The sequence below is a fragment of the Curtobacterium sp. VKM Ac-2922 genome, from assembly GCF_022815645.1.
In the GTDB taxonomy this organism is placed as follows: Bacteria; Actinomycetota; Actinomycetes; order Actinomycetales; family Microbacteriaceae; genus Curtobacterium.
On record NZ_JALGRO010000007.1, the window covers coordinates 22,228 to 46,679 of the forward strand.

The 24,452-nt window shown below is 72.2% G+C and carries 23 protein-coding genes and 1 tRNA gene; 9 read left to right on the forward strand and 15 right to left on the reverse strand.

Translation table 11 applies throughout. From position 1 onward, the window contains the following. The first annotated feature begins 17 nt into the window (after positions 1-17). Positions 18-1,235 (forward strand): mannosyltransferase family protein, encoded by a 1,218-nt coding sequence (locus MT346_RS09495; RefSeq protein ID WP_243562823.1) that lies wholly within the window; start codon positions 18-20, stop codon positions 1,233-1,235. A gap of 200 nt (positions 1,236-1,435) precedes the next feature. On the opposite strand, the gene MT346_RS09500 is transcribed toward MT346_RS09495, so the two are convergent. The 6 genes from MT346_RS09500 to galU form a co-directional block, all read right to left on the reverse strand. Further along, positions 1,436-2,488, reverse strand: a complete 1,053-nt coding sequence (locus MT346_RS09500) for an amidase domain-containing protein (protein ID WP_243562824.1) — start codon at positions 2,486-2,488, stop codon at positions 1,436-1,438. 54 nt (positions 2,489-2,542) lie between these two features. After that, entirely contained in the window at positions 2,543-2,953 is a 411-nt protein-coding gene (locus MT346_RS09505) for a VOC family protein (RefSeq protein ID WP_243562825.1), read from the reverse strand. A 163-nt stretch (positions 2,954-3,116) separates the two neighbouring features. Further along, positions 3,117-3,192: transfer RNA gene (locus MT346_RS09510), tRNA-Ala, on the reverse strand. 51 nt (positions 3,193-3,243) lie between these two features. Further along, positions 3,244-4,356, reverse strand: coding sequence for a hypothetical protein (locus MT346_RS09515; protein WP_243562826.1), 1,113 nt, complete (start codon positions 4,354-4,356; stop codon positions 3,244-3,246). Between the two features lie 107 nt (positions 4,357-4,463). Further along, positions 4,464-5,123 (reverse strand): GNAT family N-acetyltransferase, encoded by a 660-nt coding sequence (locus MT346_RS09520; protein ID WP_243562827.1) that lies wholly within the window; start codon positions 5,121-5,123, stop codon positions 4,464-4,466. An 88-nt stretch (positions 5,124-5,211) separates the two neighbouring features. Then, a complete protein-coding gene (gene galU / locus MT346_RS09525) occupies positions 5,212-6,102 on the reverse strand; it encodes a UTP--glucose-1-phosphate uridylyltransferase GalU (protein ID WP_243562828.1) in 891 nt (296 codons plus the stop codon). 122 nt (positions 6,103-6,224) lie between these two features. On the opposite strand from galU, the gene MT346_RS09530 reads away from it, so the two are divergent. The 3 genes from MT346_RS09530 to mscL all read left to right on the forward strand — a co-directional run bounded on the left by MT346_RS09530 (position 6,225) and on the right by mscL (position 7,735). After that, complete coding sequence (locus tag MT346_RS09530) at positions 6,225-6,809, forward strand: 5-formyltetrahydrofolate cyclo-ligase (RefSeq protein ID WP_243562829.1); 585 nt, start codon at positions 6,225-6,227, stop codon at positions 6,807-6,809. Between the two features lies 1 nt (position 6,810). Further along, entirely contained in the window at positions 6,811-7,161 is a 351-nt protein-coding gene (locus MT346_RS09535; RefSeq protein ID WP_243562830.1) for an FmdB family zinc ribbon protein, read from the forward strand. 73 nt (positions 7,162-7,234) lie between these two features. Then, a complete protein-coding gene (gene mscL, locus MT346_RS09540; protein ID WP_243562831.1) occupies positions 7,235-7,735 on the forward strand; it encodes a large conductance mechanosensitive channel protein MscL in 501 nt (166 codons plus the stop codon). 127 nt (positions 7,736-7,862) lie between these two features. On the opposite strand, the gene MT346_RS09545 is transcribed toward mscL, so the two are convergent. Both MT346_RS09545 and MT346_RS09550 read right to left on the reverse strand, forming a co-directional pair. Further along, positions 7,863-8,453 carry a CDP-alcohol phosphatidyltransferase family protein gene (locus MT346_RS09545; protein ID WP_243562832.1) on the reverse strand — a complete coding sequence of 197 codons (591 nt, stop codon included), beginning with the start codon at positions 8,451-8,453 and terminating at the stop codon, positions 7,863-7,865. 310 nt (positions 8,454-8,763) lie between these two features. Beyond that, positions 8,764-12,444 carry an AAA family ATPase gene (locus MT346_RS09550; protein WP_243562993.1) on the reverse strand — a complete coding sequence of 1,227 codons (3,681 nt, stop codon included), beginning with the start codon at positions 12,442-12,444 and terminating at the stop codon, positions 8,764-8,766. Positions 12,445-12,760: 316 nt separating this feature from the next. On the opposite strand from MT346_RS09550, the gene MT346_RS09555 reads away from it, so the two are divergent. From MT346_RS09555 to MT346_RS09570, 4 genes are all read left to right on the forward strand, one after another. Beyond that, positions 12,761-13,633, forward strand: coding sequence for a CoA ester lyase (locus tag MT346_RS09555; RefSeq protein WP_243562833.1), 873 nt, complete (start codon positions 12,761-12,763; stop codon positions 13,631-13,633). Positions 13,634-13,642: 9 nt separating this feature from the next. Then, a complete protein-coding gene (locus MT346_RS09560; RefSeq protein ID WP_243562834.1) occupies positions 13,643-14,089 on the forward strand; it encodes a DUF6264 family protein in 447 nt (148 codons plus the stop codon). 297 nt (positions 14,090-14,386) lie between these two features. Next, positions 14,387-15,637 (forward strand): FAD-dependent oxidoreductase, encoded by a 1,251-nt coding sequence (locus tag MT346_RS09565; RefSeq protein WP_243562835.1) that lies wholly within the window; start codon positions 14,387-14,389, stop codon positions 15,635-15,637. Between the two features lie 33 nt (positions 15,638-15,670). Next, the gene (locus MT346_RS09570; RefSeq protein ID WP_243562836.1) at positions 15,671-16,549 is read left to right on the forward strand and encodes an aldo/keto reductase; all 879 of its coding nucleotides are present in this window, start codon (positions 15,671-15,673) and stop codon (positions 16,547-16,549) included. Positions 16,550-16,622: 73 nt separating this feature from the next. On the opposite strand, the gene MT346_RS09575 is transcribed toward MT346_RS09570, so the two are convergent. Further along, the gene (locus tag MT346_RS09575) at positions 16,623-17,087 is read right to left on the reverse strand and encodes a hypothetical protein (protein WP_243562837.1); all 465 of its coding nucleotides are present in this window, start codon (positions 17,085-17,087) and stop codon (positions 16,623-16,625) included. A gap of 103 nt (positions 17,088-17,190) precedes the next feature. Between MT346_RS09575 and MT346_RS09580 the strand changes: the two genes are divergently transcribed. Then, the gene (locus MT346_RS09580) at positions 17,191-18,168 is read left to right on the forward strand and encodes an NAD(P)H-quinone oxidoreductase (RefSeq protein WP_243562838.1); all 978 of its coding nucleotides are present in this window, start codon (positions 17,191-17,193) and stop codon (positions 18,166-18,168) included. Positions 18,169-18,293: 125 nt separating this feature from the next. On the opposite strand, the gene MT346_RS09585 is transcribed toward MT346_RS09580, so the two are convergent. The 6 genes from MT346_RS09585 to MT346_RS09610 form a co-directional block, all read right to left on the reverse strand. Next, positions 18,294-19,040, reverse strand: a complete 747-nt coding sequence (locus MT346_RS09585; protein WP_243562839.1) for an amino acid ABC transporter ATP-binding protein — start codon at positions 19,038-19,040, stop codon at positions 18,294-18,296. Beyond that, complete coding sequence (locus tag MT346_RS09590; RefSeq protein ID WP_243562840.1) at positions 19,037-19,897, reverse strand: amino acid ABC transporter permease; 861 nt, start codon at positions 19,895-19,897, stop codon at positions 19,037-19,039. Before MT346_RS09590 ends, MT346_RS09585 begins: the two co-directional genes overlap by 4 nt. Before the next feature lie 65 nt (positions 19,898-19,962). Then, complete coding sequence (locus tag MT346_RS09595; protein WP_279396920.1) at positions 19,963-20,817, reverse strand: ABC transporter substrate-binding protein; 855 nt, start codon at positions 20,815-20,817, stop codon at positions 19,963-19,965. Positions 20,818-20,936: 119 nt separating this feature from the next. Then, a complete protein-coding gene (locus MT346_RS09600; protein WP_243562841.1) occupies positions 20,937-21,413 on the reverse strand; it encodes a cupin domain-containing protein in 477 nt (158 codons plus the stop codon). 36 nt (positions 21,414-21,449) lie between these two features. After that, positions 21,450-22,742 (reverse strand): amidohydrolase family protein, encoded by a 1,293-nt coding sequence (locus MT346_RS09605; protein WP_243562842.1) that lies wholly within the window; start codon positions 22,740-22,742, stop codon positions 21,450-21,452. Further along, on the reverse strand, positions 22,739-24,442 hold the full coding sequence (locus MT346_RS09610; protein ID WP_243562843.1) for an adenosylhomocysteinase: 1,704 nt from the start codon (positions 24,440-24,442) through the stop codon (positions 22,739-22,741). The genes MT346_RS09605 and MT346_RS09610 overlap by 4 nt, the downstream gene beginning before the upstream one ends. Between the last annotated feature and the right edge of the window lie 10 nt (positions 24,443-24,452).

A 24,452-nucleotide genomic window follows, 5' to 3' on the forward strand; every position in this document is an offset into this window, starting at 1 on the left:
TCTGAGAGGATCAGGCCGTGACGAGCGTGTCGGAGTCGAGCCGGGCCTCCCGTGCGGACCGCACGCGACGGACGCTCCTGCACGGCCTGCACAGCCGCTGGACGGCGCCGCTGGCGATCTGGGCGGCCTCGCGCGTCGTCAGCACCGTGCTGCTGGCGACGGTGTTCGTGCTGGCGACCGCGAACGGGTGGCCCTTCGCCTCGCACCGCCAGGATCCGTCGTTCTTCACGTTCTCGGGGTCGTGGGACGCGTCGTTCTACCGGACCATCGCCGAACACGGGTACCCGAGCTCGTTGCCGACCGATGCCGCCGGGCACGTGCAGCCGAACCCGTGGGCGTTCCTGCCGGTGTTCCCCGCGGTGGTGCGGGCGCTCATGACGGTCACGGGCGGGTCGTTCTGGGTCGTCGGCGTGGTCGTGTCGACGCTCGCGGGGGCCGCCGCGTGCATCGTGCTGTACCGGCTGGTGCTGGCGGTGGGGTGCTCGCACCGGGCGCGGTGGGCGACGGCGCTGTTCGCGTTCGCCCCGACGGGGTTCCTGCTGCAGGTCGCCTACGCCGAGTCGACACTGCTGCTGCTGGTGTTCGCGGGGCTGCTGGCGCTGGTCCGGCGTCGCTACTGGCTGGTCGGTGTGTTCGGCGTCGTCGCGGCCTTCACGAAACCCGGGGTGCTGGCGCTGGCCGTCGCGCTCGCGGTGCACCTGGTCGTGCGGTGGACGCGGGAACGTCGGGCGATGCCCGTGCGGGACGCGGTCACGATCGCCGTCGTCGGGGTGGTCGTCGCCGCTGCCGGGCTGGCGTGGCCGGTCGTCGCCTCGGTCGTGACGGGCCGACCGGATGCCTACCTGGACACGGAACTGTCCTGGTGGGTCGGTTACATCGGACGGCAGCACTTCGCCCCGCTCACGCCGTGGTTCGTGATGGCGGGGACGTGGCTCGGACCGGTCGGCATCGGCCTGGTCGTCGTCGTGCTGCTCGGTGCGGTGTGGTTCTTCCGGCGACGGGACGTCCGCGCGCTCGGGCCGGAGGTGCTCGGGTTCACGGCCTCGTACGCGCTGTACCTGGTCGCGGTGTTCCTGCCGCAGCAGAGCCTGCCGCGACTGCTGATGCCGATGGCGCCGCTGCTCGGGTCGGACGTGTTCGTGCGGACGCGGCGGCGGGCGGTGACGTGGCTGCTCGTCGGGGTCGGGCTGCAGCCGGTGGCGATCGTGCTGCTCTGGTTCCTCGGGTACCCCTGACGCGGGCGGCCGGTCAGTGCCGGTGCCAGTGCCGGTGCCGGCGCGGGTTCGCACCCCCTGGACGACATCGCGCCCCGGTGCGAGGGGGCGCAGTGTCCGCAGAGGGGTGCGAACCGACCAAGGCGGCGGCCGACGAACGCCCGCCGCCGCAGCCGGGCGCCGCCGCAGCCAACCGGCGCGGCCAACCGGCGCGGCAGCCGCTACGCGTCGAACGTGTGGAACCAGGCCGTGCCGCCGGGGTGCTGCACGGTGATCATCTCGTCGAGGTCGCGGTACGGGCCGTCCTGGTTGTGGCTCGCCGACTTGATGCGGATCGTGCCGTCCGGTTCGGTGAAGACCTCGGACACGATCGTGGTGTGGTCCGGCGAGTCGTTGTGGTTCCAGTCGAAGAACACGATGTCGCCGACCTTCACCTTGTCGCGCTCGTCACTCGACCGGCGCGTCAGCCCGAACGTCGCCGCGTTGGCGTCGAGCCACGGGTCCATCGCCGGACAGTACGTCCACGTCGCGGAGTGCGCCGCCCCGCCGGAGCGGCTGTACCAGTCGTCGCGCTGCTGCCACCCGCGGGCGATCAGCGTCTGGCTGACGTAGTTCGCGCAGTCGCCGCCGATCGGGTTCATGGTGCCGTACTCGGCGAGGTTGTAGTCCTTCCAGTGCTGCATCGCGTACGCCAGCTGCCGGTCGACGTCGGTCAGGGCGGCGTAGGCGAGCGAGGTCGTCGCCAGCGCGGTCGATGCCGTCGGGACAGCAGGAGCGGTCGGTGTCGGCGTGGACGACGCGGAGTCCTGCGTGGTGCCGCTCTGCCCGTCGTTGGCAGCACTGCCGTTGCCGTCCGAGCTCTGGTTCGCGGACGCGGTCGGCGTCAGCTCGGAGTCGAACAGCGCGACGTCGGCCGAGCCGGCGGTGTACATCGCCTGGTGCGGCGCGGTGAAGGTGACCTTCGTCGCCGTCGACTTGACGTCGCGCGCGACGATGCCCCCGACAGTCACGCCGCGCACCGCACCGAGCGCCGTTCCGGTCACCGTGACGGTCACCCCGCCGGCGAGCGGCACCTGTGCCGGTGCGAGCGAGGCCGCACGAGCGGCTGCGGAGGACGCGGACGATCCCGTCGACGAACCGGCAGCGGTTCCGGACGACGACGTGCCCGAGGCCGCCGGAGCGTCCGAGGCCTTCGAGCACGCGGCAGCCGCCAGCCCCACTCCGGCGACTCCGGCGAGGGACAGCAGGGAACGGCGCGTGAAGGAAGCAGTCATGACCGACCCAGCGTACGTGACCCGGTCCGACAGACCGAGATCGCCGAGCCCGTGTCAGGCGCCCGCGACGTTCACCAACCAGGTCACGCCGAACCGGTCGGTCAGCATGCCGAACTCGTCGCCCCACGGTGCCTTGGTGAGCGGCTCGAGGACGGTCCCGCCCTCGGACAGCCCGGCGAAGAACCGGCGCAGGTCGTCCGCGTCGTCGCCGGACAGCGACACCGAGATGTTGCTCGTCGACGAGTACTGCATGCTGCTCGGGGTGTCCGAGCCCATGATCAGGTAGCCGTTCGGCGTCTCGAGCTGCCCGTGCATGATCTTGTCGGCGTCGGCCGGGTCGTTCGACGCGTGCATCTCGGCGAAGGTGCCCAGGTGCAGGTCACCGCCGAACACCGACTGGTAGAACTCCATGGCCTGGCGGGCGTCGTCGCGGAAGCCGAGGTAGGGGTTGAGGCGCGAGGTCATGGCGAACTCCTTCGTCCGGTCCGGGGCGGGTGGTCCCGGTGCTCGTCGCCATCGTGACAGTGCGCGACGACGGAAGCAACGGATCGCTGCGACGAACCCGTCAACGACGAAGGCCACCCGAGCGGGTGGCCTTCGTCGTCGTGCTTGGTGGAGCTGTGCTTCCTGGTGGAGCTAAGGGGATTCGAACCCCTGACCTTCTCATTGCGAACGAGACGCGCTACCAACTGCGCCATAGCCCCAAGTGCTCGACCACAGTAGCACCAGCCTCAGGCCGATCCGAAATCGACGCCTCAGACCGCGCGGCGCCGACGCATGATCGCGTCGAGGTCCGCCTGCTGGTAGTCGTCGTCGCCGATGACCCCCATGCCGGCCCATCGGCTCGGGGCCGACGGGGCGTCCGAGTCGGCAGGAGCAGACGACGATGCGGACGCCGCACGGGTCGCGGGAGCAGCCGGTCCGGACGCGCGCAGTCCGAGCCGCTCGGCCAGTCGACCCTGGTCGTGGGCGGACAGCGACGCGACCGCCTCTTCGACGTCGGGGCGCATCCGCGACACCGTCGCCAGCGCCGGATCGGACTCCCCCGCGCGGATGGCGGCGGCCTCGGCGTCGGCCTCGGCCTTCGCCGCGGCGACGCGCTCCTTCAGCCGCGCCGCGAGTTGGGCGGACGACTCCGGCGACGCAGCGGGTGCGGTCGGCCGTTCGACGTACAGGGGCTTCGGCACACGTGCCGGCGTCCAGGTCCGGTCCGCATCGGCGGTCGGTGTGGCCTGGTCACCGGAGAGCGGCGGGGCCGGGTCGGTCCACGCGGTGGCCGGACGGGAGGCCCGGGGCGCGCTCGGCGTCGATGCTGCGGCACGCGCCTTCCGCGCCTGGGCGACCTGGTGCAGCTGCGCCAGGACCGCTGCGGACGCACCCGCAGCGACGAGCCCGGCGACGGCGACCAGCCACGCGGCGGGTGCGACGACGACCACCACGAGCGCGACGACCAGCCCGGCGGCGCCGAGCATCGTCGCGCCGAGCCGCGAACGGCGCATGCGCATGGCGGTCAGCGCGGGCATCGACGACGCCCGCTCGAGCGCGGGGGCCTGCTCCGCGAGTCGGCGGGTGATCTCGCGCTGTCGGGCGGCTTCGTGCGCGCGGACGATGGCGGACCGCTTGGCCTCTTCGGACTTCGCCACACGTTGCGCCTCGGCGAGGGACCGGGCGTTCATCTCGATGCGGACCTCGTCCGGCAGTTCGGCGGTCTGCGCCAGGATCCGCAGGGTCTGCTGCAGGCGGATCGCGTTCCGTTCGGTCGCCAGGTACTGGCGTCGGGCTGCCCATGCGGGCATCAGGTACACGACCCAGAGCACCGCGGCCACGAGCAGCACGACGCCACCGCCCCACGACCCGATACCTGCCATGGGGAGAGGCTAGGGGCGCGGCTTCCCGCGGCCCGTGATTGCGGGACGCGTGTTGCGCGAGTCGTGAGCGGATCGGCGGGGCCGAGCCGGGCCTCCAGGCCGACCGCTCAGGCGCGCGGACCCGTGATGATCGGCATCGCCGCTTCGTCGCGGGCGGCGAGCGGCACGCTCCCGACGCCCGGCGGGACGGCGCCACGCACCCAGCGCTCGAGGACGCCCTCGCGGACCTCTTCGGCGACCAGGCCGAAGCAGAAGTGGTCGCGCCAGTCGCCGTTGATGTGGATGTACCGGCGACGCAGGCCCTCGTACCGGAACCCGAGCTTCTCGACCACGCGCAGCGACGGGGCGTTCTCCGGGCGGATGCAGATCTCGATCCGGTGGATGCCGACGGACCGGAAGCAGTGGTCGGTGGCCAGGGCGACCGCGATCGGCGTGACGTTGTGACCCGCGGCGCTCTCGACCACCCAGTACCCGATCGAGGCGCTGGCCAGCGAGCCGTAGGTGACGCCGGAGACGTTGAGCTGCCCGACGAACCGGCCGTCGAGCTCCATCGCGAACGGCAGTCCGAGTCCCGCGCGGGCGTTGGCCTGCAGCGCCCGGATGCTGCCGCGGACGTCGGTGGAGACCGTGCCGGAGGGGTTCGTGGCCTCCCACGTGCGCAACCAGGACCGGTTGGTCGCGAGGGCAGCGTCGAGGTCGCGACCGTCGCGGAGCCGGAGGGGGCGGATGGTGACCCGTCCGTGGGACAGGGTCGGGATGGTCGTCATCGGGCGGTTCCTCCGGTGTCCCGGTGATCACCGGGACGGGTGTCCCGCACGGGCCCGGTGGTCCGGTCCCGTGCGGGATTGGGTCGACTCATTCGCCCGCGTTGAACTCCTTGAGCCACGACTTCAGGTCGGGTCCGAGGTCCGCGCGGTCCGAGGCGAGCTGCACGATCGCCTTGATGTAGTCGAGTTTGTCACCGGTGTCGTACCGACGTCCACGGAACACGACGCCGTACACGCCGCCGGTCCACTCCTCGGCGCTCGCCATCTTCATGAGCGCGTCGGTGAGCTGGATCTCGCCGCCCTTGCCGGGCTCCTGCTTCTCGAGGACGTCGAAGACCTCGGGGCGGATGACGTAGCGGCCGATGATCGCCAGGTTGGACGGCGCTTCACCCTGGGCCGGCTTCTCGACCAGGCCGGTGATCTTCACGACGTCGTCGGTGTCGGTCGGCTCGACCGTGGCGATGCCGTACAGGTGGGTCTGCGACTCGGGGACCTCGAGCAGGGCGACGACGGTGGCGTTCTTCTCGCCCTGGACCTCGATCATGCGCTTGAGCAGCGGGTCACGGGCGTCGATGATGTCGTCGCCGAGCAGGACCGCGAAGGGCTCACGACCGACGTGCATCTTGGCGCGGAGCACCGCGTGGCCGAGGCCCAGCGGGTCACCCTGGCGCACGTAGTGCATGTCGGCCAGGTCGGTGGACTGGTTGACCTTCTGCAGCTTCTCGTGGTCGCCCTTCTTGCGGAGGGTCTCCTCGAGCTCGGACACGTGGTCGAAGTGGTTCTCGAGCGCGTTCTTGTTGCGCCCGGTGATCATCAGCACGTCGGTGAGACCGGCGTCGACCGCTTCTTCCACCACGTACTGGATGGCTGGCTTGTCGACGACGGGGAGCATCTCCTTCGGCATCGCCTTGGTCGCGGGGAGGAAGCGCGTGCCCAGCCCTGCCGCTGGGATCACCGCCTTGGAAATCTGGAAGCCCATGCCCCAGACCGTATCCGATGGGCTCCGCCAGGTCATGTCGCCGGAACGGAGGACACCGAGTTGCGCGCGGGTCTGGCGGCTTCCCGCAGGGACCGGACCTGGCGCTCGTTAGACTCCTGCGCATGATCCCCGATCTCGGCAACGAGAAGCGAGCGCTGCGGGCCGAGCTCCGGCAGCGGCGACGAACCCGGACCACCACCGAACGCGACACCGACACCCAGGCCCTCACCCGGACGCTGCAGCGCTTCGCCGAGGAGCGCCAGGTCGAGTCGATCGCGCTGTACCTGTCGGCGTCGGACGAACCGAACGTGCGCCCCTTCCTGGACTGGGCGCACGAGCAGGGCATCCGCGTGCTGCTGCCCGTCACCCGCGAGGACGGCCTGCTCGACTGGGCGGTCGGCGACGGGTCGAGCGAGCACGAGGGACTGTTCGGGATGCCCGAGGTCGTCGGCGAGGTGCTGTCCCCGTTGGCGATCAACGACGTCGACGCGATCCTGACACCGGCGGCCGCCGTGGGGCACGACGGCGTCCGGATGGGCTGGGGCCGGGGCTACTACGACAAGACCCTCGGGTCCATGGCGAAGCGCCCGCCCGTCTATGCTGTGATCTTCGACGCGGAGTACCTGGACCAGGTCCCGCGCGAACCCCACGACGAACCCGTGGACGGCATCATCACGCCGTCGCGCATCATCACGTTCCGGAGCTGACGTGCCCACCTACTCGTACCGCTGCACCGAGTGCGACACCGCGTTCGACATCAAGCAGTCGTTCTCCGACGCCACGCTCACCGAGTGCCCCACGTGCGGTGGTGTGCTGCGCAAGGTGTTCTCGCCGGTCGGGGTGACGTTCAACGGCGGTGGGTTCTACCGGACGGACTCCCGCCCGAAGCCGGCGTCCGAGGGTTCCGGCTCGTCCGGCTCCGGCTCGTCAGGCTCCGGCGCCGGCTCCGGCTCGTCCGGCTCCGGCGCGTCCGGCTCCGGCTCGTCCGGCGGCCCGTCGTCGACACCCGCGAAGTCCGGCAGCAAGCCGAGCAAGCCCAGCACGCCCGCCGCATCCTGACCAGGACTCCGCTCCAGCGGTAGGTTGAGGCCGTCGCCGACCGGCGGCCGTCCCGACCCGGAAGGAGACCCGCATGAAGGGCTTCAAGGAGTTCCTGCTCCGCGGCAACGTGATCGACCTGGCCGTCGCAGTCGTCATCGGTGCTGCGTTCACCGCGATCGTCACGGCCATCGTGAGCTCGCTCATCAACCCCTTGATCGGTGCGGTCTTCAACGCGTCGAGCCTGGACAAGGCGCTGATCTGGGAGATCCCGACCGTGTCCGGCGGCAGCGCGAAGATCCTGTTCGGTGCGATCATCGGCGCGGTGATCAACTTCGTCATCGTGGCGGCGGTCGTGTACTTCGCGCTCGTGGTCCCGGTGAACCACCTGAAGAAGGTCGCGTTCGAGCGGGTCAAGAACGACGAGGAGCAGACGCCGCAGGACGTCCCGCCGACCGACGTCGAGGTGCTGCTCGAGATCCGCGACTTGCTCCGATCGCAGAACGGCGTGACCGCGAACGCCGGCGGTGGCGCGCACGTCGCTCCGTCGGACGCTCCCGAGGGTCCCGGGATCGCCGGCACGACCAAGCTCTAGGCCGCCGAGGTCGTTCGCACCCCGTCACCGACATCGCGCCCCGCCCTGGTGGGGCGCGATGTGCGTCAGGGGGCGCGATCGGCGGCAACCGACGCGACTAATTGTGCGAACGGCCGGGGCCGCGGCGCTACGCCAGCGCGGAACGCGCCGACCGGCGCTTGCGGACCATCGCGGCGACGTACTGCGCGCCGGCGAGCAAGTGTCCGGCCGTGCCGAGCCACACGAAGACCAGCGCGGTGATGCGGATCCAGGAGTGCTCCGACGCCCAAGCAGTGGACGAGAACAGCAGCACGGGCAGCCCCACGAACAGCAGCGCCGACCGGATCTTGCCCGTCCACGACACGTCGAGGTCCGGGTCACCGCCGAACCACACGCTCGACAGCACCGCGAGCACGACGTCGACCGCGACGACCAGCACGACGACGATCCACGGCAGCAGGCCGACGAGCACGAGTGACAGCACGATCGCGATGATCGCCAGCCGGTCGGCGATCGGGTCGAGCACCTTGCCGAGCTTGGAGCCCTGGTCGAACCTGCGGGCGATGAAGCCGTCCGCCCAGTCGGAGACCCCCAGCACCACGAGCGACACGAGCGCCCACCCGGGGTGACCCTGCACGACCAGCACCACGTAGACCGGGATGAGCAGGAACCGCACCATCGTGATGAGGTTCGGCCAGGTCTGCCAGTCGGGGCGCTGGCGCACTGCGGGGAGGGTCATCACGTGCTTTCGTCGAGGTCGGACCTCCAGGGTACCTACCCCCAGTGGGGAGGCCGGTCGCCCAGCAGCCGTGCGTCGTTCTCGCCGCGGTCGTGCCGCGGCGGTTCCGGGGCCGGGGCGGGGTCGGAACCCGGCACCGGCGCCGTGGTGACGCGCCTGTGGACGCGAGTGGGGCCTCCCGTCCGGTGGGTTGTTCCGGACACCCGCTCAGGAGGCTCGGGTGCGGCCGCGTCGTCGGCCCGCGTCCACGTGCCCACCAGGTGGTCCGTGTCCGGCGTGACCGGTCCGGCGGGCCGGGAGGCCCGCCGACTCATCGGCGCGCTGGGATCGGTGGTATCGAGATCTCTTGCGTCGCGCCGCGGTCGACGCCGAGCACGGCAGCGACCGTGTTCGCCACGCGGTCCGGGTCGGAGAACAGCTGGAAGGCGTGCACGCGCACGTAGTGCCAGCCGAGTCGGCGGAGCACCTCGGGACGCAGCCGCAGCGACTCGCGCAGGGACCCCTGCACGAGCGACGCGTCGGTCTCGATCGTGACGCAGACCCCGCCGTGTGCCGCGACCAGGCCGAGCTTGCCGCGGTGGCCCAGGGCGACCGGGATGCCGCGCATCTCGAGTCGGCGTGCCAGGTCCACCAGCAGCGGGTCGGAGTCGTCCGGCACGTACTCGGCCGTGGTGCGGGCGCGGACCTCGGCCAGGATCTCGGCCAGCGCGACGGTGCCGTGGCCCATGCGCTCGGCCTCGATGTCGGACGGCTGGAAGCACGTGACGATGACCATCGAGCGACGGGCGCGCGTCATCGCGACGGCCAGCAGTCGCACGCCGCCGGGTTTGCCGAGCGGACCGAAGTCGCGCAGGACACGGCCGTGCGGGGTGCGGCCGTAGCCGATCGAGAACACGACGCGGTCACGGCTCTGCGCCACGGACTGCTCGAGCGTGGCGACGATGAACGGTTCGGCACGGTCGCCGATGACGAACTCGGTCAGGTCCTTGTGGCCCTGGGCGGCGGTCAGCACGGCCTGTTCGACGCGCACGGCGTGCTTGGCCGACGCGGTGATCACCATGAGCGACTCGGTCGGGCGGGTGCGGGCGTGGTCGATGACCAGGCGGACGACGCGGTCCACCTCGGCGTCGACGCTCTCGACCGCGCCGGACTCGGGATCGGGCACGGCCTTGCCGTCGCTGACGTAGTCGAGCGCGATCGAGCCGTGGCCGAGGAACGAGCCGGCCCACGGCAGGGACTCGATCCGTCCGCCGTAGAAGCGTCGGTTGACCAGCTCGGCCAGGTCCTCGCCGCCGGCGCGGTACGACGTGGTCAGGGACAGCGTCGGCAGGAGCGTCGACAGCTTCGCCAGGGCCGAGTCGGCGTGCAGGGCGTCGAGGGTCTCCTCGTCGACCTGCAGGGCGCGGTGCGCGGGGTCGACGGCGATGCGGAACGGCGACGGCGTCTGCGTGACCGGGTCGCCGAACACGACGGTCTGCCGTGCGCGGCGGACGGCGTCGACGGTCTCGGCGATCGTGACCGCTCCGGCGTCCACCAGTATCACCGTGTCGAAGGGCATGGTGTCGGCGATCTGCGGGACCTCGTACGGGCTCGCGAGCCAGACGGGTGCGATCGCGCGCGACAGGTGCGGGGCGGAGTCCTGCAGCAGGCGCGACGTGATGGCGCCGTCCTTCAGCTGGCTCTTCAGCGCCGCCGCTTCTTCCGGCCAGTCGACGAGACCGACCTTCCAGTTCTCGGCGAGCTGCCACGCCAGGCCCTGTGAGACGCCGGCCGCGTGCGCGTCGTCGACCAGGCGGAAGTCGGCCTCGACCCGGTCGAGCATGTCGGTGTTCGCCCCGAGCAGTGCCCGGTCGGACTCGAGCATGGTCTCGAGCGCGGACTGCCACCACGCCAGCTCGAGCTCGGCGGGGACCTGCGTGTCCGGCACGTGCCGGTTCGCCAGGTCGGTGATCAGGGGCTGCAGCTGCAGGTCGCGCAGGGTCTGCATGAGCTCGGTGCGCTCCTGCAGGTTGTGCAGCACGTCGGACTCGGCGGCCAGGGACCCGATGTAGGGCAGCAGGTCGTCGACGGGCATGTTCGCGAGCTGCTCGTCGCGGGCCGTGCGGCCGAGGGGCTCGTCGAGGCGTGCCAGGTCCTCGACCACGTTCGAGAACAGCACCTGCACGTCCGCGATGCCCGTGGGGACCTCGGGTGCGACGCCGGCGGCGACGTAGCGCTGCCAGAGCACGCGCTGCTGCTGCACGCGGGTCAGTGCCTCGTGCAGGTCGGACACGTGCACGCCGGGACGGACGTACTCGCGCGCCAGCTTCTTGAGCCGACGCCGGTTGGTCGAGGACATCGGGGCACCCTCGCCGCGCGGGGCGGTCGCCGCGACGAGCTCGGACACCGAACGGTCGAACACGACGGGCAGGAAGCGGTCGAGGGTGTCGCGGATCTCGGTGAGCAGGCGCAGGTAGATGCCGAGCTCGTTGATGGTCGTGAACTGGCGCATGCGCGTCGTCGCGATGAGCTCGTGCGCGCGCTGCAGCAGCGTCGGCAGCGCACCGCCGTGCAGCTCCTGCGCGATCGCGTGGGCGCGGTGGGCACCGTCGCTCGAGGCGAACTTCGCGCCGTACCAGGGCGAGTCGTCCGGGCCGTAGCGGAACTCGCCGAGGTTGGCGGCGCTGACCATCGTCTCGGCGACGCGGGAACGCCCGGTGACCATGGCGCTGACCGACTGCTTCGACAGGCGCGCGGTGGTCGACGGCGGGACCGGCAGCAGGGACAGGCGTGAGAGTTCGACCAGGCAGTCGAGCACGCTGACGCGGAAGTCGGGGTCCGTGCGGGTCAGACCGCCGCGGTAGTCGGTCAGGACCTTGCGCAGGCGCACCAGGGCGTCGTCGACCTCGCGCAGGTTCGGCCGCGAGGCCTTCTCGTTGCGGGCGATGGCGCGCACGACGTCGCGACGCAGGGTGGCGGGTGTCACGGCGACGCCGGGCAGCTGGACCTCGCCGAAGCGGGCGGCGATCCCGCGCAGCGTGGCACGACGGGGGCTGACGACCAGGACGCGCTTGTTCGCGGCGACCAGGCCACCGAGCGCGTTGACGATCGTCTGGGTGCCGCCGGTGCCGGGCAGGGTCTTCACGACGATCGAGTTGCCGGCCGTGATCTGCGCGATCACGTTCTCCTGCTCGTCGTCGGCGTCGAGCAGCAGCGTGTCGGTGTCCGGGCTGCGCTCGTCCGAGGGGGTCTGCTCGACCGGGTGGTAGGACTGCTCGACCTGCCACTTGGCGCTCGGGTTGCCGGCGAGTGCGTCGAGCACCGGGTGCGACAGGTCCTTCGTGTCCTCGACCAGGCCGGAGGCGACCTCGGCGAACGTCGACACGACCAGGCGGGCGTGCACCGAGAACCCGGGGATGTGCGCGGTCAGGGATCGCAGACGGTCGATGACCGGGTTCGGTGTGAACGAGCCGTCCTGTCGCGCCAGCGCCACGAAGGCCTGGGCGTCGAGGGTCACGCCGAACTGCTCGCGCAGGGCATCGGCGAGCCCCGCGTTCAGCACGGGTTCGCCGAGCAGCCGGACCTCGAAGTCGCGGCCGTGGCGACGGATCGCGAGCGGGCGGAGCAGGACCGGGCCGCGGAACTGCTCGTCGCCGGCCCTCCAGTCTGCCATGCCGATGCCCAGGTGCACGGCGTCGATGCCGCGCACGGTGGCCAGTTCGGTGCCCTTGGCCTCGACGTGGCCGGCCGCGATCCGGGCGGCGCGCAGGGCGACCTCGTCGCGGATCAGGCTCGACAGCAGCGTGGTCTTGCCGGTGATGAACTGGGCCAGACCACCGGGATGGGTCGTGGACAGCTCGATGCGGGCGCGAGGGTGGTCCGCGAAGTGCACGAGCGGGCTGGAGCCACCGACGCCGGAGAGCTGCGCGCGCCAGGCGTCCCAGACGGGCTCGGCGGCGTTGGTGGCGGTCAGCCGCGGGTCACCCAGGCTGATCGCGTGCGGGCTCGTCATCTGCAGCTCCGGGCGGAGCACGTCGGAGTCGTCCGGGCTGTCGGTCGTGGCGTCGGGAGTGCTCGTCGTCTCGTCCTGCTCGTCGCGGTGGTCATCGCGCGCACCGGCCTGGTGCGCATCGCCCCCAGGCGCGCGGTTCTGGTCGGCCGGGACGTCGTCGTTCACGTCGCCCTCGCCGTCCGTCACCCTGTCCGCACGCCACACAACGCCCACTGTAGGCGGAAGCGCCCCGGCACTCTGGCAATGACCCGAGGTTTCCGGCAATCCGGCCGCCCGGTGGTGCATCCGCCGACGCCGACTGTGGTACCAACGTGGCATGGCCATCGACGACCGCTCCGCCCCGCCCACCACCGCTGTGTCACGGCGTCGATCGGTCCCCGCCGAGATCTCACGCTCGTGGCTGCTGGTGTCCGGTACCGCGTCCGAACGCTTCGAACCGTCCACCCGGTCGCGCGCCGACCAGGTGATCCTGGACATCGAGGACGCGGTCGACCCGGCGATGAAGCCCTCCGCCCGCGCGACGGTGGCCGAGTGGCTGACCGGGGGCGGCGACGCCTGGGTGCGGATCAACGACGTCACGACCGACTTCTGGGCGGACGACGTCGAGGAACTGCGCGGTCTCCCCGGGCTGCAGGGCGTCATGCTTGCGAAGACCGAGAGCCCGGCCCAGGTCACCGACACGTGGCACCGGCTCGGTGGACAGACCCCCGTGATCGCCCTGGTCGAGTCGGCCGTGGGGATCGAGGAGGCGACGAGCATCGCCAAGGCGCAGGGTGCGTTCCGCCTGGCCTTCGGCAGCGGCGACTACCGCCGCGACACCGGCACCTCGGCCGACACGCTCGCGATGGCCTACCCCCGGTCGAAGCTCGTCGTCGCATCCCGCGTGGGCAACCTGCCCGGCCCGATCGACGGTCCGACCGTCGGCTCGTCGCACCCGATCCTGCGCGAGCAGTCGCAGGTCGCGGTGTCCCTCGGCCTGACCGGCAAGCTCTGCCTGGACACCGAGCAGCTGCCCGTCATCAACGAGGTCATCTCCCCCACGCCCACCGACGTCGCCTGGGCGCAGGACTTCCTCGACGACTTCGAGGCCCGGGGCCGCGTGATCCGCGACGGGTCCGACCTGCCGCGCCTGGGTCGCGCGCAGAAGATCCAGCGCCTCGCCGAGGCCTTCGGCGTCGAAGCACGATAAGGGACCCACATGACCTGGTCAGCTCCAGAGCCCAGCCCGCAGTCCTCGCCCTCGGCGTGGGAGCGCGGCGGCACGACGCTGTTCCCGCCCGGCAAGCTGGCGGACCGCATCTCCACGGTGCTGCTGCTGGTGTTCGGCGCGCTCCTGACGGTCGTCGCCGCGGTCGTCGCCGTCATCGCGACGATCTCCGCCACCGCGTCGTGTGACGCGGCCGCGGGGTGCTCCCCCGGCGGGTTCTTCGGCGGGGCGGCGATCGCCGTCGGCGGCGCGTTCGTGATCGGCGTCGCGACGGTCGTGCTGGCGGTCGGCGCGTGGATCCGCCGACGCCGTTCGTGGTGGATCGCGGCGATCGGGTTCGTGCTCGCGGTGGCGTGCATCACGTGGGGCGGGGTCGTGTTCGCCGGGGCCGCCGACGGTGCCGCCTCGACGGGGTCGAGCAGCAGCACGACGGCCTGACGCGGTCGGTGCGGCCCTGGGGCCGGTGCGCACCGGACGGGAGGCCCGTGGCGGCACCGCCACGGGCCTCCCGTCCGGTGGCGGGTCGCGTTCTGTCGCTGCGCCCGCGCCGAGTGGGCGCAGTCTGTGGCTGCGCCCGCGCCGAGTGGTCACGTCCTGTCGCTCGGGCGGCGACCAAGCGACAGGACGTGACCGGTCGGCGGACGTGAGCGGGGTGTTGCGACCGGTCAGCCTTCGACGGAACGTGACCGGTGGACGGCCGGAGCACGGCTCGGGCTGCGGCGTACGCTCGGCGGCATGGTGCGGGTGAGCCGGACGGGCGTCGCGATCGTGGGTGGTGGGCCCGCCGGGGTCGTCCTCGGACTGCTGGTGGCCCGGGCCGGGATCGCCGTCCGCGTGATCGAGAAGCACGACGACTTCAACCGGGACTTCCGCGGCGACACCGTGCACGCGTCCACGATCCGTCTGCTCGACGAACTCGGCCTGGGTGCGGCGTTCCGGGCGCTGCCGCAGTCGCGGCTCGACGACTTCTCGCTCCCTCGAACCGACGGCAGCACCGTGCTGCTCGGGGACTTCTCGCGGCTGCGACCCCCGTACGACCACGTCGCGATGGTGCCCCAGTGGGACCTGCTGGCGATGTTGGTCGACGCTGCGCGGCAGGAGCCGTCGTTCGACATCGTGATGGGATCTGCGGCGACGGACCTGATCGTCGAGAACGGCCTGGTCGTCGGCGTCCACCTGCACCCGTCCCGGGGCACGGGCGAGCCGGAAGAGCTGCGTGCGGACGTCGTCATCGCGTGCGACGGCCGCGGGTCGGTGCTGCGGGCGGCGGCCGGCCTGCACCCGACGGCGTTCCCGGTGCCCTTCGACACGTGGTGGTTCCGGTTGCCGAAGCGTCCGGGCGACGCCGACAGCGCGCTCGTGCCCGCGTTCGACGACACCGACGTCGTCCTGAGCTTCCCGCGGCCGGACTACCACCAGGTCGCCTACTTCGCACCGAAGGGCTCGGATGCGCGGCTGCGTGCCGAGGGCCTGGCGGCGTTCCGCGACCGGATCGCGCGCATCCGACCGGACTTCGCGGACCGCGTCGACACGATCGCGTCGATGGACGACGTGCACGTGCTCGACGTCCGGATGGACCGACTGTCGCGGTGGTGGCGCCCGGGGCTGCTCTGCATCGGGGACGCGGCGCACGCGATGTCGCCGGCGGGCGGTGTCGGGATCAACCTGGCGGTGCAGGACGCCGTGGCGACGGCCGCCGTCCTCGGGCCGGCGCTCGTCGGGGGTGTGCGGGGACGGGCACTCGACCACGCCCTCGCGGCGGTGCAACGGCGACGGAAGCCCCCGGCGATGGTCGTGCAGGCAGCGCAGCGGTTCCTGCACCGGGTGGTCTTCGAGCGGGCGTTCGCGGGGAACCTGCAGGACGGACCACCGCGCGTGCCCGTGTTCCTGGCCGAGCACGTGCCCCCGGTGCGTGGACTGTACGCGCGGGGCATCGCCTTCGGCCCGCTGCCGGAGCACGCGCCGGCCTGGGCGCGCCGAGCCTGAACGTCGCCGGACGGGCCAGCGCATGCTGGGCACATGAAGCAGCGAATGATCGGCGACACCGACGTCAGCGCGATCGGTCTCGGCGGGATGCCCATGTCCATCGAAGGTCGACCCGACGAACGGCGGTCGATCGCCACGATCCACGCCGCCCTCGAAGCGGGCGTGACCCTCATCGACACCGCGGACGCGTACCACCTGGCCGCCCACGACGAGGTCGGACACAACGAGGAACTCATCGGCCGCGCGGTGCGGGAGTACCACGGCGTCGCGGACGACGTCCTCATCGCGACCAAGGGCGGGCACCTGCGGCCCGAGGCCGGCGCGTGGGCCCAGAACGGCGACCCGGCGTACCTGAAGCAGGCGGCCAAGGCGTCGGCGAAGCGCCTGGGCGTCGAGGCGATCGGGCTGTACCAGTTCCACCGTCCGGACCCCGCCGTGCCGTACGCCGACTCGATCGGGGCGCTCGCCGAGCTGCTCGACGAGGGCGTCATCCGGATGGCGGGCATCTCGAACGCCGACGTGGACCAGATCCGGCAGGCCAACGAGGTGCTGGACGGCCGCCTGGTGTCGGTGCAGAACCAGTACTCGCCGAAGTTCCGCTCGAGCGAGGCCGAGCTCGAGCTCTGCGACGAGATGAGCATCGCGTTCCTGCCGTGGAGCCCCCTGGGCGGCATCGCCGGCGCGTCGGACCTCGGCACGACCTACCAGGACTTCGCCACCGTGGCGCGGGCCCACGGGGTCACCCCGCAGGTGGTCGCCCTGGCATGGGAGCTGGCGAAGAGCGACGTGGTCATCCCGATCCCGGGTGCCTCGCGCCCGCAGTCGATCCTGGACTCGGTGACCGCGGCGACGGTCCGGCTGCGCCCCGAGGAGATCGACCGGCTCGACCGCTCGCTGGCCACGGCGGGCTGAGCAGCACACGGACCAGAGACGGACGGGCGCCGGGGATCTTCCCGGCGCCCGTCCTGGTGCAGGACAGAACCGGTCAGCTGCAGAGCGACGAGTAGGCGTCGATGGCCGACTGCGCCCGAGCGCCGGCCTGCGCGAACGCCGGGTCGTCCAGCCCCGACACACCGCGCAGGGTCTCGGCTGCGGCCGTCCACTCGTCCTCGACGGTCTGCACGGCAGCATGGACCTGGTCGTTCGTGACGTCTGCGTTGGCCGAGCGCAGCTCGCCGACGAACGCGGTCAGCCGGTCGGCCATCGCACTCGGCTCGGTGGGTCGCCCACTCGCGGTCAGGGTGTCGGTCGCCTGTGCGATGTCCGACTCGACGCTCGCGCACGCCTCGGCGGTCGTCTGCGCCGGTGTGCTCGACTCCGCCGGCGCGGTCGCCCGGGTCGTGCCCGACGCGGACGGTGCATCCGCGGACGACGCTGCGTCGCCGCCGGAACACCCGGACAGCAGGGCGACGGCGAGCAGTGCGGTGGTGATGGTCAGGGTCTTCTGCATGGTCTCCCCCAGGTTCGGTGCAGCAGTACCCCAGGAACGGTACACATGCACGGACGGACAGCGTGCGTCGCGGGTGACGAACGCAGGCGCGTAGCGTCGAGGGATGCACGCCATCACCTTCGACGCCCCCGGCGACGAGCACGTCCTGACCCTCTCCGAGCTTCCCGACCCCACGCCCGCCGACGGCGAGGTCCTGGTCGAGGTCGCCGCCGCCGGCGTCAACAACGCCGACCTGCAGCAGCGCCAGGGGCACTACCCGCCGCCGCCCGGCGCGTCGGACGCCCTCGGCCTCGAGGTGTCCGGCACGATCCGGGCGCTCGGCCCGGGCGTCACGGGCTGGGCCGTCGGCGACCGGGTCTGCGCCCTGCTCGCCGGTGGCGGGTACGCCTCGATGGCCGTCGTCCCCGCGTCGCAGCTGCTGCCCGTGCCCGACGGGCTCGACCTGGTGCAGGTCGCGGCGCTGCCCGAAGCCGCCTGCACGGTGTACTCGAACATCGGCATGATCGCCGGGCTGCGCCCCGGGCAGACGCTGCTGGTGCACGGCGGCACGGGCGGCATGGGCTCGCACGCCGTGCTGTGGGCGAAGGCCCTCGGCGCGCGCGTCATCGCGACGTCGGGTGGGGAGCGCAAGGTCGCCGCGTCCCGCGAGCTCGGCGCGGACCTGGTGATCGACCACCGCACCGAGGACTTCGTCGCCCGCGCCCGGGAGTTCACCGACGGCGCCGGGGTCGACGTCGTGCTCGACGTGGTCGGGCCGGCGTACCTGCAGCGGAACCTCGAGGTGCTCGCGAAGAACGGGCACCTGGCCGTCATCGCAGCGGGCAGCGGCTCCGAGGCCACGCTGCCCTTCGGCCTGATGATGCAGCAGCGCGCGACCATCAGCGGTACGACCCTGCGCGCGCGTCCCCTTGCGGAGAAGGCCGCGATCGTCGCTGCCGTCCGCCAGCACGTCTGGCCCTTCGTCGAGGACGGCAGCGTCCACCCGGTGGTCGACGCGGTGCTGCCGCTCGCCCAGGCGGGCGACGCGCACCGGCGGATCGCGAGTGGTGACGTGATCGGCAAGCTGCTGCTGACGCCGTAGTCCGCACGGTCTGGAGGCCCGGGGCCGGTCCGTCGGGCCGGCACCAGGCCTCCAGGCGGTCGCGTCGCGCCCCGGTGCGGACATCGCGCCCCTGCCTGCGCGGGCGCGACGTGCGCGCCGGGGTGCTACGCGCCGACGCGCGCCAGGAACTCGACCAGCGCCGGGTGCTGCGGGGCGTCGAGCACCGCGGACGGCGGTCCCTGCTCGACGACCTCGCCGCGGTGCAGGAAGACGATGCGGTCGGCGACGTTCCGCGCGAACTGCATCTCGTGCGTCGTCATCAGGATCGTCGAGCCCTGCTGCCGCAGCTCGCGCACCAGGTCGAGGACCTCGCCGACGAGCATCGGGTCGAGTGCACTCGTGACCTCGTCGAGCAGCAGCAGCTCGGGGTCGGACGCGATCGCCCGCACGATCGCCACGCGCTGCTGCTGCCCGCCGGACAGCCGGTCCGGGTACGCGCCCGCGAAGTCGCCCAGACCGATCCGGTCGAGCAGTCGTCGGGCGGTCGTCTCGGCGGCGGCGCGGCGGACGCCGTGCACCCGGCGCGACGCGAGCGTGACGTTGTCGAGCACGGTCATGTGCGGGAACAGGTTGAACTGCTGGAACACGACGCCGATGCGGGCGCGGGTGGCGTCGACGTCGACCCGGGGGTCCGACACGTCGATGCCCTGCAGCAGGACCTGGCCGTCGTCGATGCCCTCGAGCAGGTTCACGGTCTTGAGCAGCGTCGACTTGCCCGAGCCCGAGGCGCCGATCACGCAGATCACCTGGTGGCGCTCGAGCGTCAGGTCGATGCCGCGCAGCACCTGGTGCTCGCCGAACGCCTTGCGGAGTCCCCGGAGTTCGAGCACGGGGACGGTCCCGGTGGTCATACGGTGCCGCCGATCTGTTCGCGACGCTGCTGGCGCCGGGCGATGGCGTCCGTGACGCGGATGAGCGGCAGGCTGATCACGACGAACAGCAGGCCGGCCACCAGGTACGGGGTGAAGTTGTAGGTCTCGGCCTGGGCGATCTGCGCACTCCGGACCGCGTCGACCGCGCCGAGGATCGACACCAGACCGACGTCCTTCTGCATCGAGACGAAGTCGTTCATGAGCGCGGGCGTGACCTTGCGGACGGCCTGCGGCAGGACGACCAGCCGCAGCGTCTGGGTGTGGGACAGGCCGAGGGACCGGGCGGCCAGGCGCTGGGAGGGGTGGACGGCCTCCATGCCGGCGCGCAGCACCTCGGCCACGTACGACGAGTACGTCAGCACGATCGCGATCGTGCCCCAGAACTCCGGCGCCAGCCGGGGGAAGACCCCCAGGCCCGGCAGCCCGAAGCCGACCAGGTACAGCACGATGATCAGGGGCAGACCGCGGAACAGGTCGGTGTACCCGGTGGCGAGCATCCGCAGCGGGAAGAACACCGGGCTCTGCAGACCGCGCACGACTGCCAGCAGCGTGCCGAACACCGCGACGCCGATGGCTGCGAAGAACAGGATCCGGACGTTCAGCCACAGCCCGAGCAGGATCTCCGGGAACGTCGAGGCGGCGACACCCGGGTCGAAGAACGACTGCTGGACTGCGGCCCAACCGGGGGTGTTCACGACGCCGAAGTACACGACCGCCGCCACGACCAGTGTCGACGCGACCGAGGCCAGGACCGCCCGGCGGCCTCGCTGGCGACGGTAGATCCGGCGCTCGAGCTCTACCGGGCTGGGCGGGACCGGTGCCGACGCGTCGGTCACGGGCGCTCCAGCTCCGGCTCCTGCTCCTGCTCCTGCTCCTGCTCCTGCGGGGACGGACACGCGCGCTACTTCAGGACCGGGGTGTTCGTCGCGGACGACAGCCACTGCTTCTGCAGCGCCGCGAGCGTGCCGTCGTCGTCGAGCGCCTTCAGGGCCTTGTCGACCTTGGCGGTCAGGGCCGAGTCCTTCGGCAGCACGAAGCCGAACTGGTCGCCCTTTCCGTCGGCGGGGAACTGCGCCGAGACCGCGCCGTCGTCGAGCTGCGCGCCGGACATGGTGAAAGCGGTCGGTAGGTCGGTGACGATCGCGTCGATCTGGCCGGACTTGAGCGCCAGCACCGCGTCGTCGTTCGAGTTGAAGACCTGCGGGGTGACGCCGAGCACCTGCTTGACGCTGGCGATGCTCGTCGACCCGGCGGCCACCCCGATGGTGTCCTGCTTGAGCGCGGCGACGGTGGTGTCGTCCTTCGCCTTGGACTTGGCGGTCGTCACGACGGCCTGCGTGGTCGTGTAGTACGGCGACGACATGTCCACGGCCTTCTTGCGCTGGGACGAGATCGAGAACTGCTGCAGGTTGAGGTCCCAGTCCTTCGGGCCCGGAGCCACCGCGCTGTCGAAGGTGCTGCGCTTCCACACCACGTCGGACTTCGCGTAGCCCATCTGCTTCGCGACGGCGTAGGCCACGGCGGACTCGAAGCCCTTGCCGGACTGCGGCTTGTTGTCCTCGACCCAGGGCGAGTACGCGGGCTGCCCGGTCGCGATCGTGAGCTTGCCGTCGGTGACGGTGCCGTCCGAGCCCGTGCTGCCGCCGGCCGAGCAGGCGGTGAGCGCGAGGGCAGCGACGACGGTGGTCGCGAGGGCGAGGGAGAGACGGAACGATCGAGTCACGGTCGGGCCTTCGTGCTGGGGGCGTGGGGGCAAGGACGAATTGTACCGGCAGGTGGGATACCAGCACGTGTCGGGCGTCGCGCGACGTCGCACACGGGCGTGGTCGAGGGGCGGCGGGGGCTGCGGGGGCGGGCGCGAGGGCACCCGGGCGCTCAGGCCAGGGTGAAGTCCTCGAACGAGAAGCCGGGCGACACCAGGCAGCTCAGCAGCACCTCGCCGTCGCCGGGGAGCGTGCGCTGCCAGACCCCGCCGCGTACGAACGCCTGCGCGTCGTTCACCCGGTCGCGCCCGGCGTCCGGCCCGAGGGTGATCGTCGCGCCCGGCTCCGGGGACTCCCCCGACCCGCCGAGCTGCAGGTCGACGGTGTCCGGCCCGTGCCACATCCAGACCTCGTCGCTCGTGACCCGGTGCCACGCCGATGCCTCGCCCGGGGGCAGCAGGAAGTGGATGAGTGTCGCCGCGGGCCGCTCGCCACCGCGCACCTGCACCGTCGCGGGCGAGGTCCAGGTGCGGACGTACCAGCCGCCCTCGGGGTGGGGTTCCATGCCGAGCGCTGCTGCCCGCTTCGGGACGTCGAGCCACTCGATGAGCTCGCCGTCGACCGTCCGTCGCGCCATCTGTCCGTTCATCCGACCATCATCCCGCGCGGACGGCCTGGTCTGCGATCACCGGGCGACCAGCACGCCGTCCTGGGCGCGGACCCGCCCGCGCACCACCGTCGCGACGGCCCGCCCGGCACCGTCCTCGACGAGTTCGGCGAGCGCGTCGGGCACGGTCCGCGCGTCGACGTCGAACACGGCCAGGTCTGCCCGGGCCCCGACGGCCAGGTGCCCGATCCGGTCCGGGCCCACCGCCAGCCCCATCGCGTGCGCTCCGCCGAGCGTCGCCGCCGCCAGCAGCCGCTCGTGCAGGTCGTGGTCGCCGTATCCCTGCGCGCGGGCGATCCGGTGCAGCGCGGTGACGTCGGCCATCAGGTCGAGCGACGGGGACGAGGACAGTGAGTCCGTGCCGATCGCGACGGGGCTGCCTTCGCGCAGGTAGTCGGCGACGGGTGGCGGGTCGAGTCCGATGACGGCGTTCGAGCGTGGGCAGAGCGCGACCGCGGTCCCCCGGGCACGCAGCAGCGCGCGGTCGGCGGCCGTCATGTAGACGCCGTGCGCGATGTGGCAGTCCGGCCCGAGCACGCCGAGCCGGTCGACGAACGAGGTCGCGCTCGCGCCGAACCCGAGCGCGCGCATGGCCCGGAACGACGGCACGTTCGCCAGGTGCCAGTCGGTGCCGTGCTCGAGCGACGAAGCCAGTCGTTCGCCCTCGAAGGCGGCCTCGCCGAGGTGCAGGTGCAGCCGCAGGCCACGCTGGCGGACGATGTCCGGCAGCTCGAGCAGCGGGGCGACGTCGAGGGAGTACGGCGCGTGCGGGGACAGGCCGGCGCCGGGGCTGGTCGGGATGCGCGCGAGCTCGTCGAGCACCTGGTCGCGCCCGTGTTCCTGCCACGCCGCGTTCTCCCAGTCCATCACCTCCCAGTAGGCGATCCCGCCCAGACCGGCGTCCTGCAGGGCCGTCGCTGCCTCGATGTCGGTGACGATGTCCGCGATGCTCGTCACCCCGGCGGCGATCGACTGCGCGGCGCCGGCCGCCGCCTCGGCGCGCCAGTCGTGCTCGCCCGCGTAGACGTCGTTGAACGCGCTGGCCCAGTCTTCGAATCCCCCGTACTGGCCGCGCCCGACACTGGCCATGCCGGTGTACTGCAGGTGCGAGTGCGCGTTCACGAGCCCGGGCAGCAGCGCCCCACGCCAGCGTCGTTCGGTCCACGTCGAGCCGTCCAGCTGGTCGACGACCCAAGAGCGCTCGCCGACGTGCAGGATCCGGCCGTCGCGCACCGCCACGGCGCCGTCGGCAATCGGCGGCGCGGTCATCGGCACGACGATGCGCGCGGAGTGGACGGTCGTCTCGCTCATGCGGGGGCTCCGAAGCGGGTCGTCCGGACGTCCGGCTGGCGGTCGGCCGGCTGCGCGGCGACCGGGACGGGAGGCTCGGCTCGGCTGCCGAACGCGGCCAGCGCCGCGCGGGCGGTCGCGTCGTCCACCGCGGGGTCGACGGGCACGACGGCCCGGTCGAGTTCGTCGCCGCGCTCGAGCAGCATCCGGACGGCGCCGAGCTGCACCGCGAACGACAGGTCCATGATCTCGATCGGGTTGCCCTCGGCGGCGGTGATGTTGATGCACCCGCCGTCGTCGAGCACCAGGACGCCGTGCTCGGCGCCCGGGAAGGTGAAGCGTTCGGCCTTCCGTCCCACGACGACCCGCTCGGCGCCCGTCGCGAGCGCGGCGTCGATCGCGATCTCCTGGTCGACCCCGCCCGCGACCGCGACGACCGCATCGGCAGCGCAGGCGCGGAGCACCTCGACCGTGATGGTGTCCGCGACCCCCGTCGCACTCATCACCAGGTCGGCATCGCGGACGGCCTCGATCAGCGGCGCGACGGCGTGTCCGGCGAACCGGGCCTGCAGCGCACGCACCGGGTCGGTCTCGGCGACCGTCACATGGAAGCCGAGCGCGCGGAGCACCAGGGCGACCCCCTCGCCGACGTGCCCGTACCCGACGACGACCGCCGAGCCTCCAGGCCGGACCGTGTGCGTACCGGACGGCAGCGCGTCGACCAGGTCGAGCACCGCGAACACCGTCGACTGCCCGGTGCCGTACCGGTTGTCGAAGAAGGTCTTGGTGCGGGCGTCGTTCACGGCGACCACGGGGATGCCGAGCTGCCCTCGGTCGGCCAGCACGCGCAGGGCCGTCAGGCCGCTCGTGGTCTCCTCCGCAGCGCCGACCATCGTCGGCAGCAGGTCCGGGCGTTCCTGGTGGGCGAGTCGGATGACGTGCGCGCCGTCGTCGAGCAGGACGTGCGGCCGCGTGTCGAGCATCGCGAGCGCCAGGGCCTTCTGCTCGTCCAGCGTGGCGGAGCTGTCGGCGAAGACCGGCAGGCCGGTCCGGCGCAGCACCGCGGCGACGGCGTCGTCGGTCTCGTCGGCGTGCGCGTAGACGACGACCTCGGCGCCGGCCTCACGCAGCAGCAGGGACAGCACGGCGGTCTTCGGCTCGAGCACCATCGCGACGCCGATCCGGGTCCCGCGCAGCAGTCCCTGGTCGCGGAGCTCGGCGGCGACCGCACGCGAGACCGGCATCGCGCGGCGGGCCCAGCGCAGGCGGGCCTCGGCGGCGGGGTCGTCCTCGGGCTCGCGGCCTGTCGACACCAGGGACACGTCGTCCGAGGTCATCGGCACGCCGAGCACACCGGGACGGACGGGGGTGACGGGGCCGAAGGCGTCCTCGTCGACGGCGGGCTGGTGGCGTCCGGCGTCGATGACCACGAGCGTGTGGCCGCGAGGCTGGTCCGCCGCCGGCACCGCGATCGCGCTCTGCACCGCGGTCGCGCTCTGCTCCGGCGTGCCGAGACACCAGAGGTGGTCGATGCGCTCGTCTGCTGCTGCGGCACGGGCACCCAGGGCGGTCAGCAGTGCGTCGAGGGCTGCGGCGTCGCGCGGGTCGCCGCCGATGATGCGGAACCGGCGAGCCGCGATGAGCAGGTTGGTCGTGCGGGCGAGGTGCCGGACGGCCGCCGAGGCCCACGCCAGCGTGTCGGGGTCGGGGCGCATCGGCATGGGTCCAGCG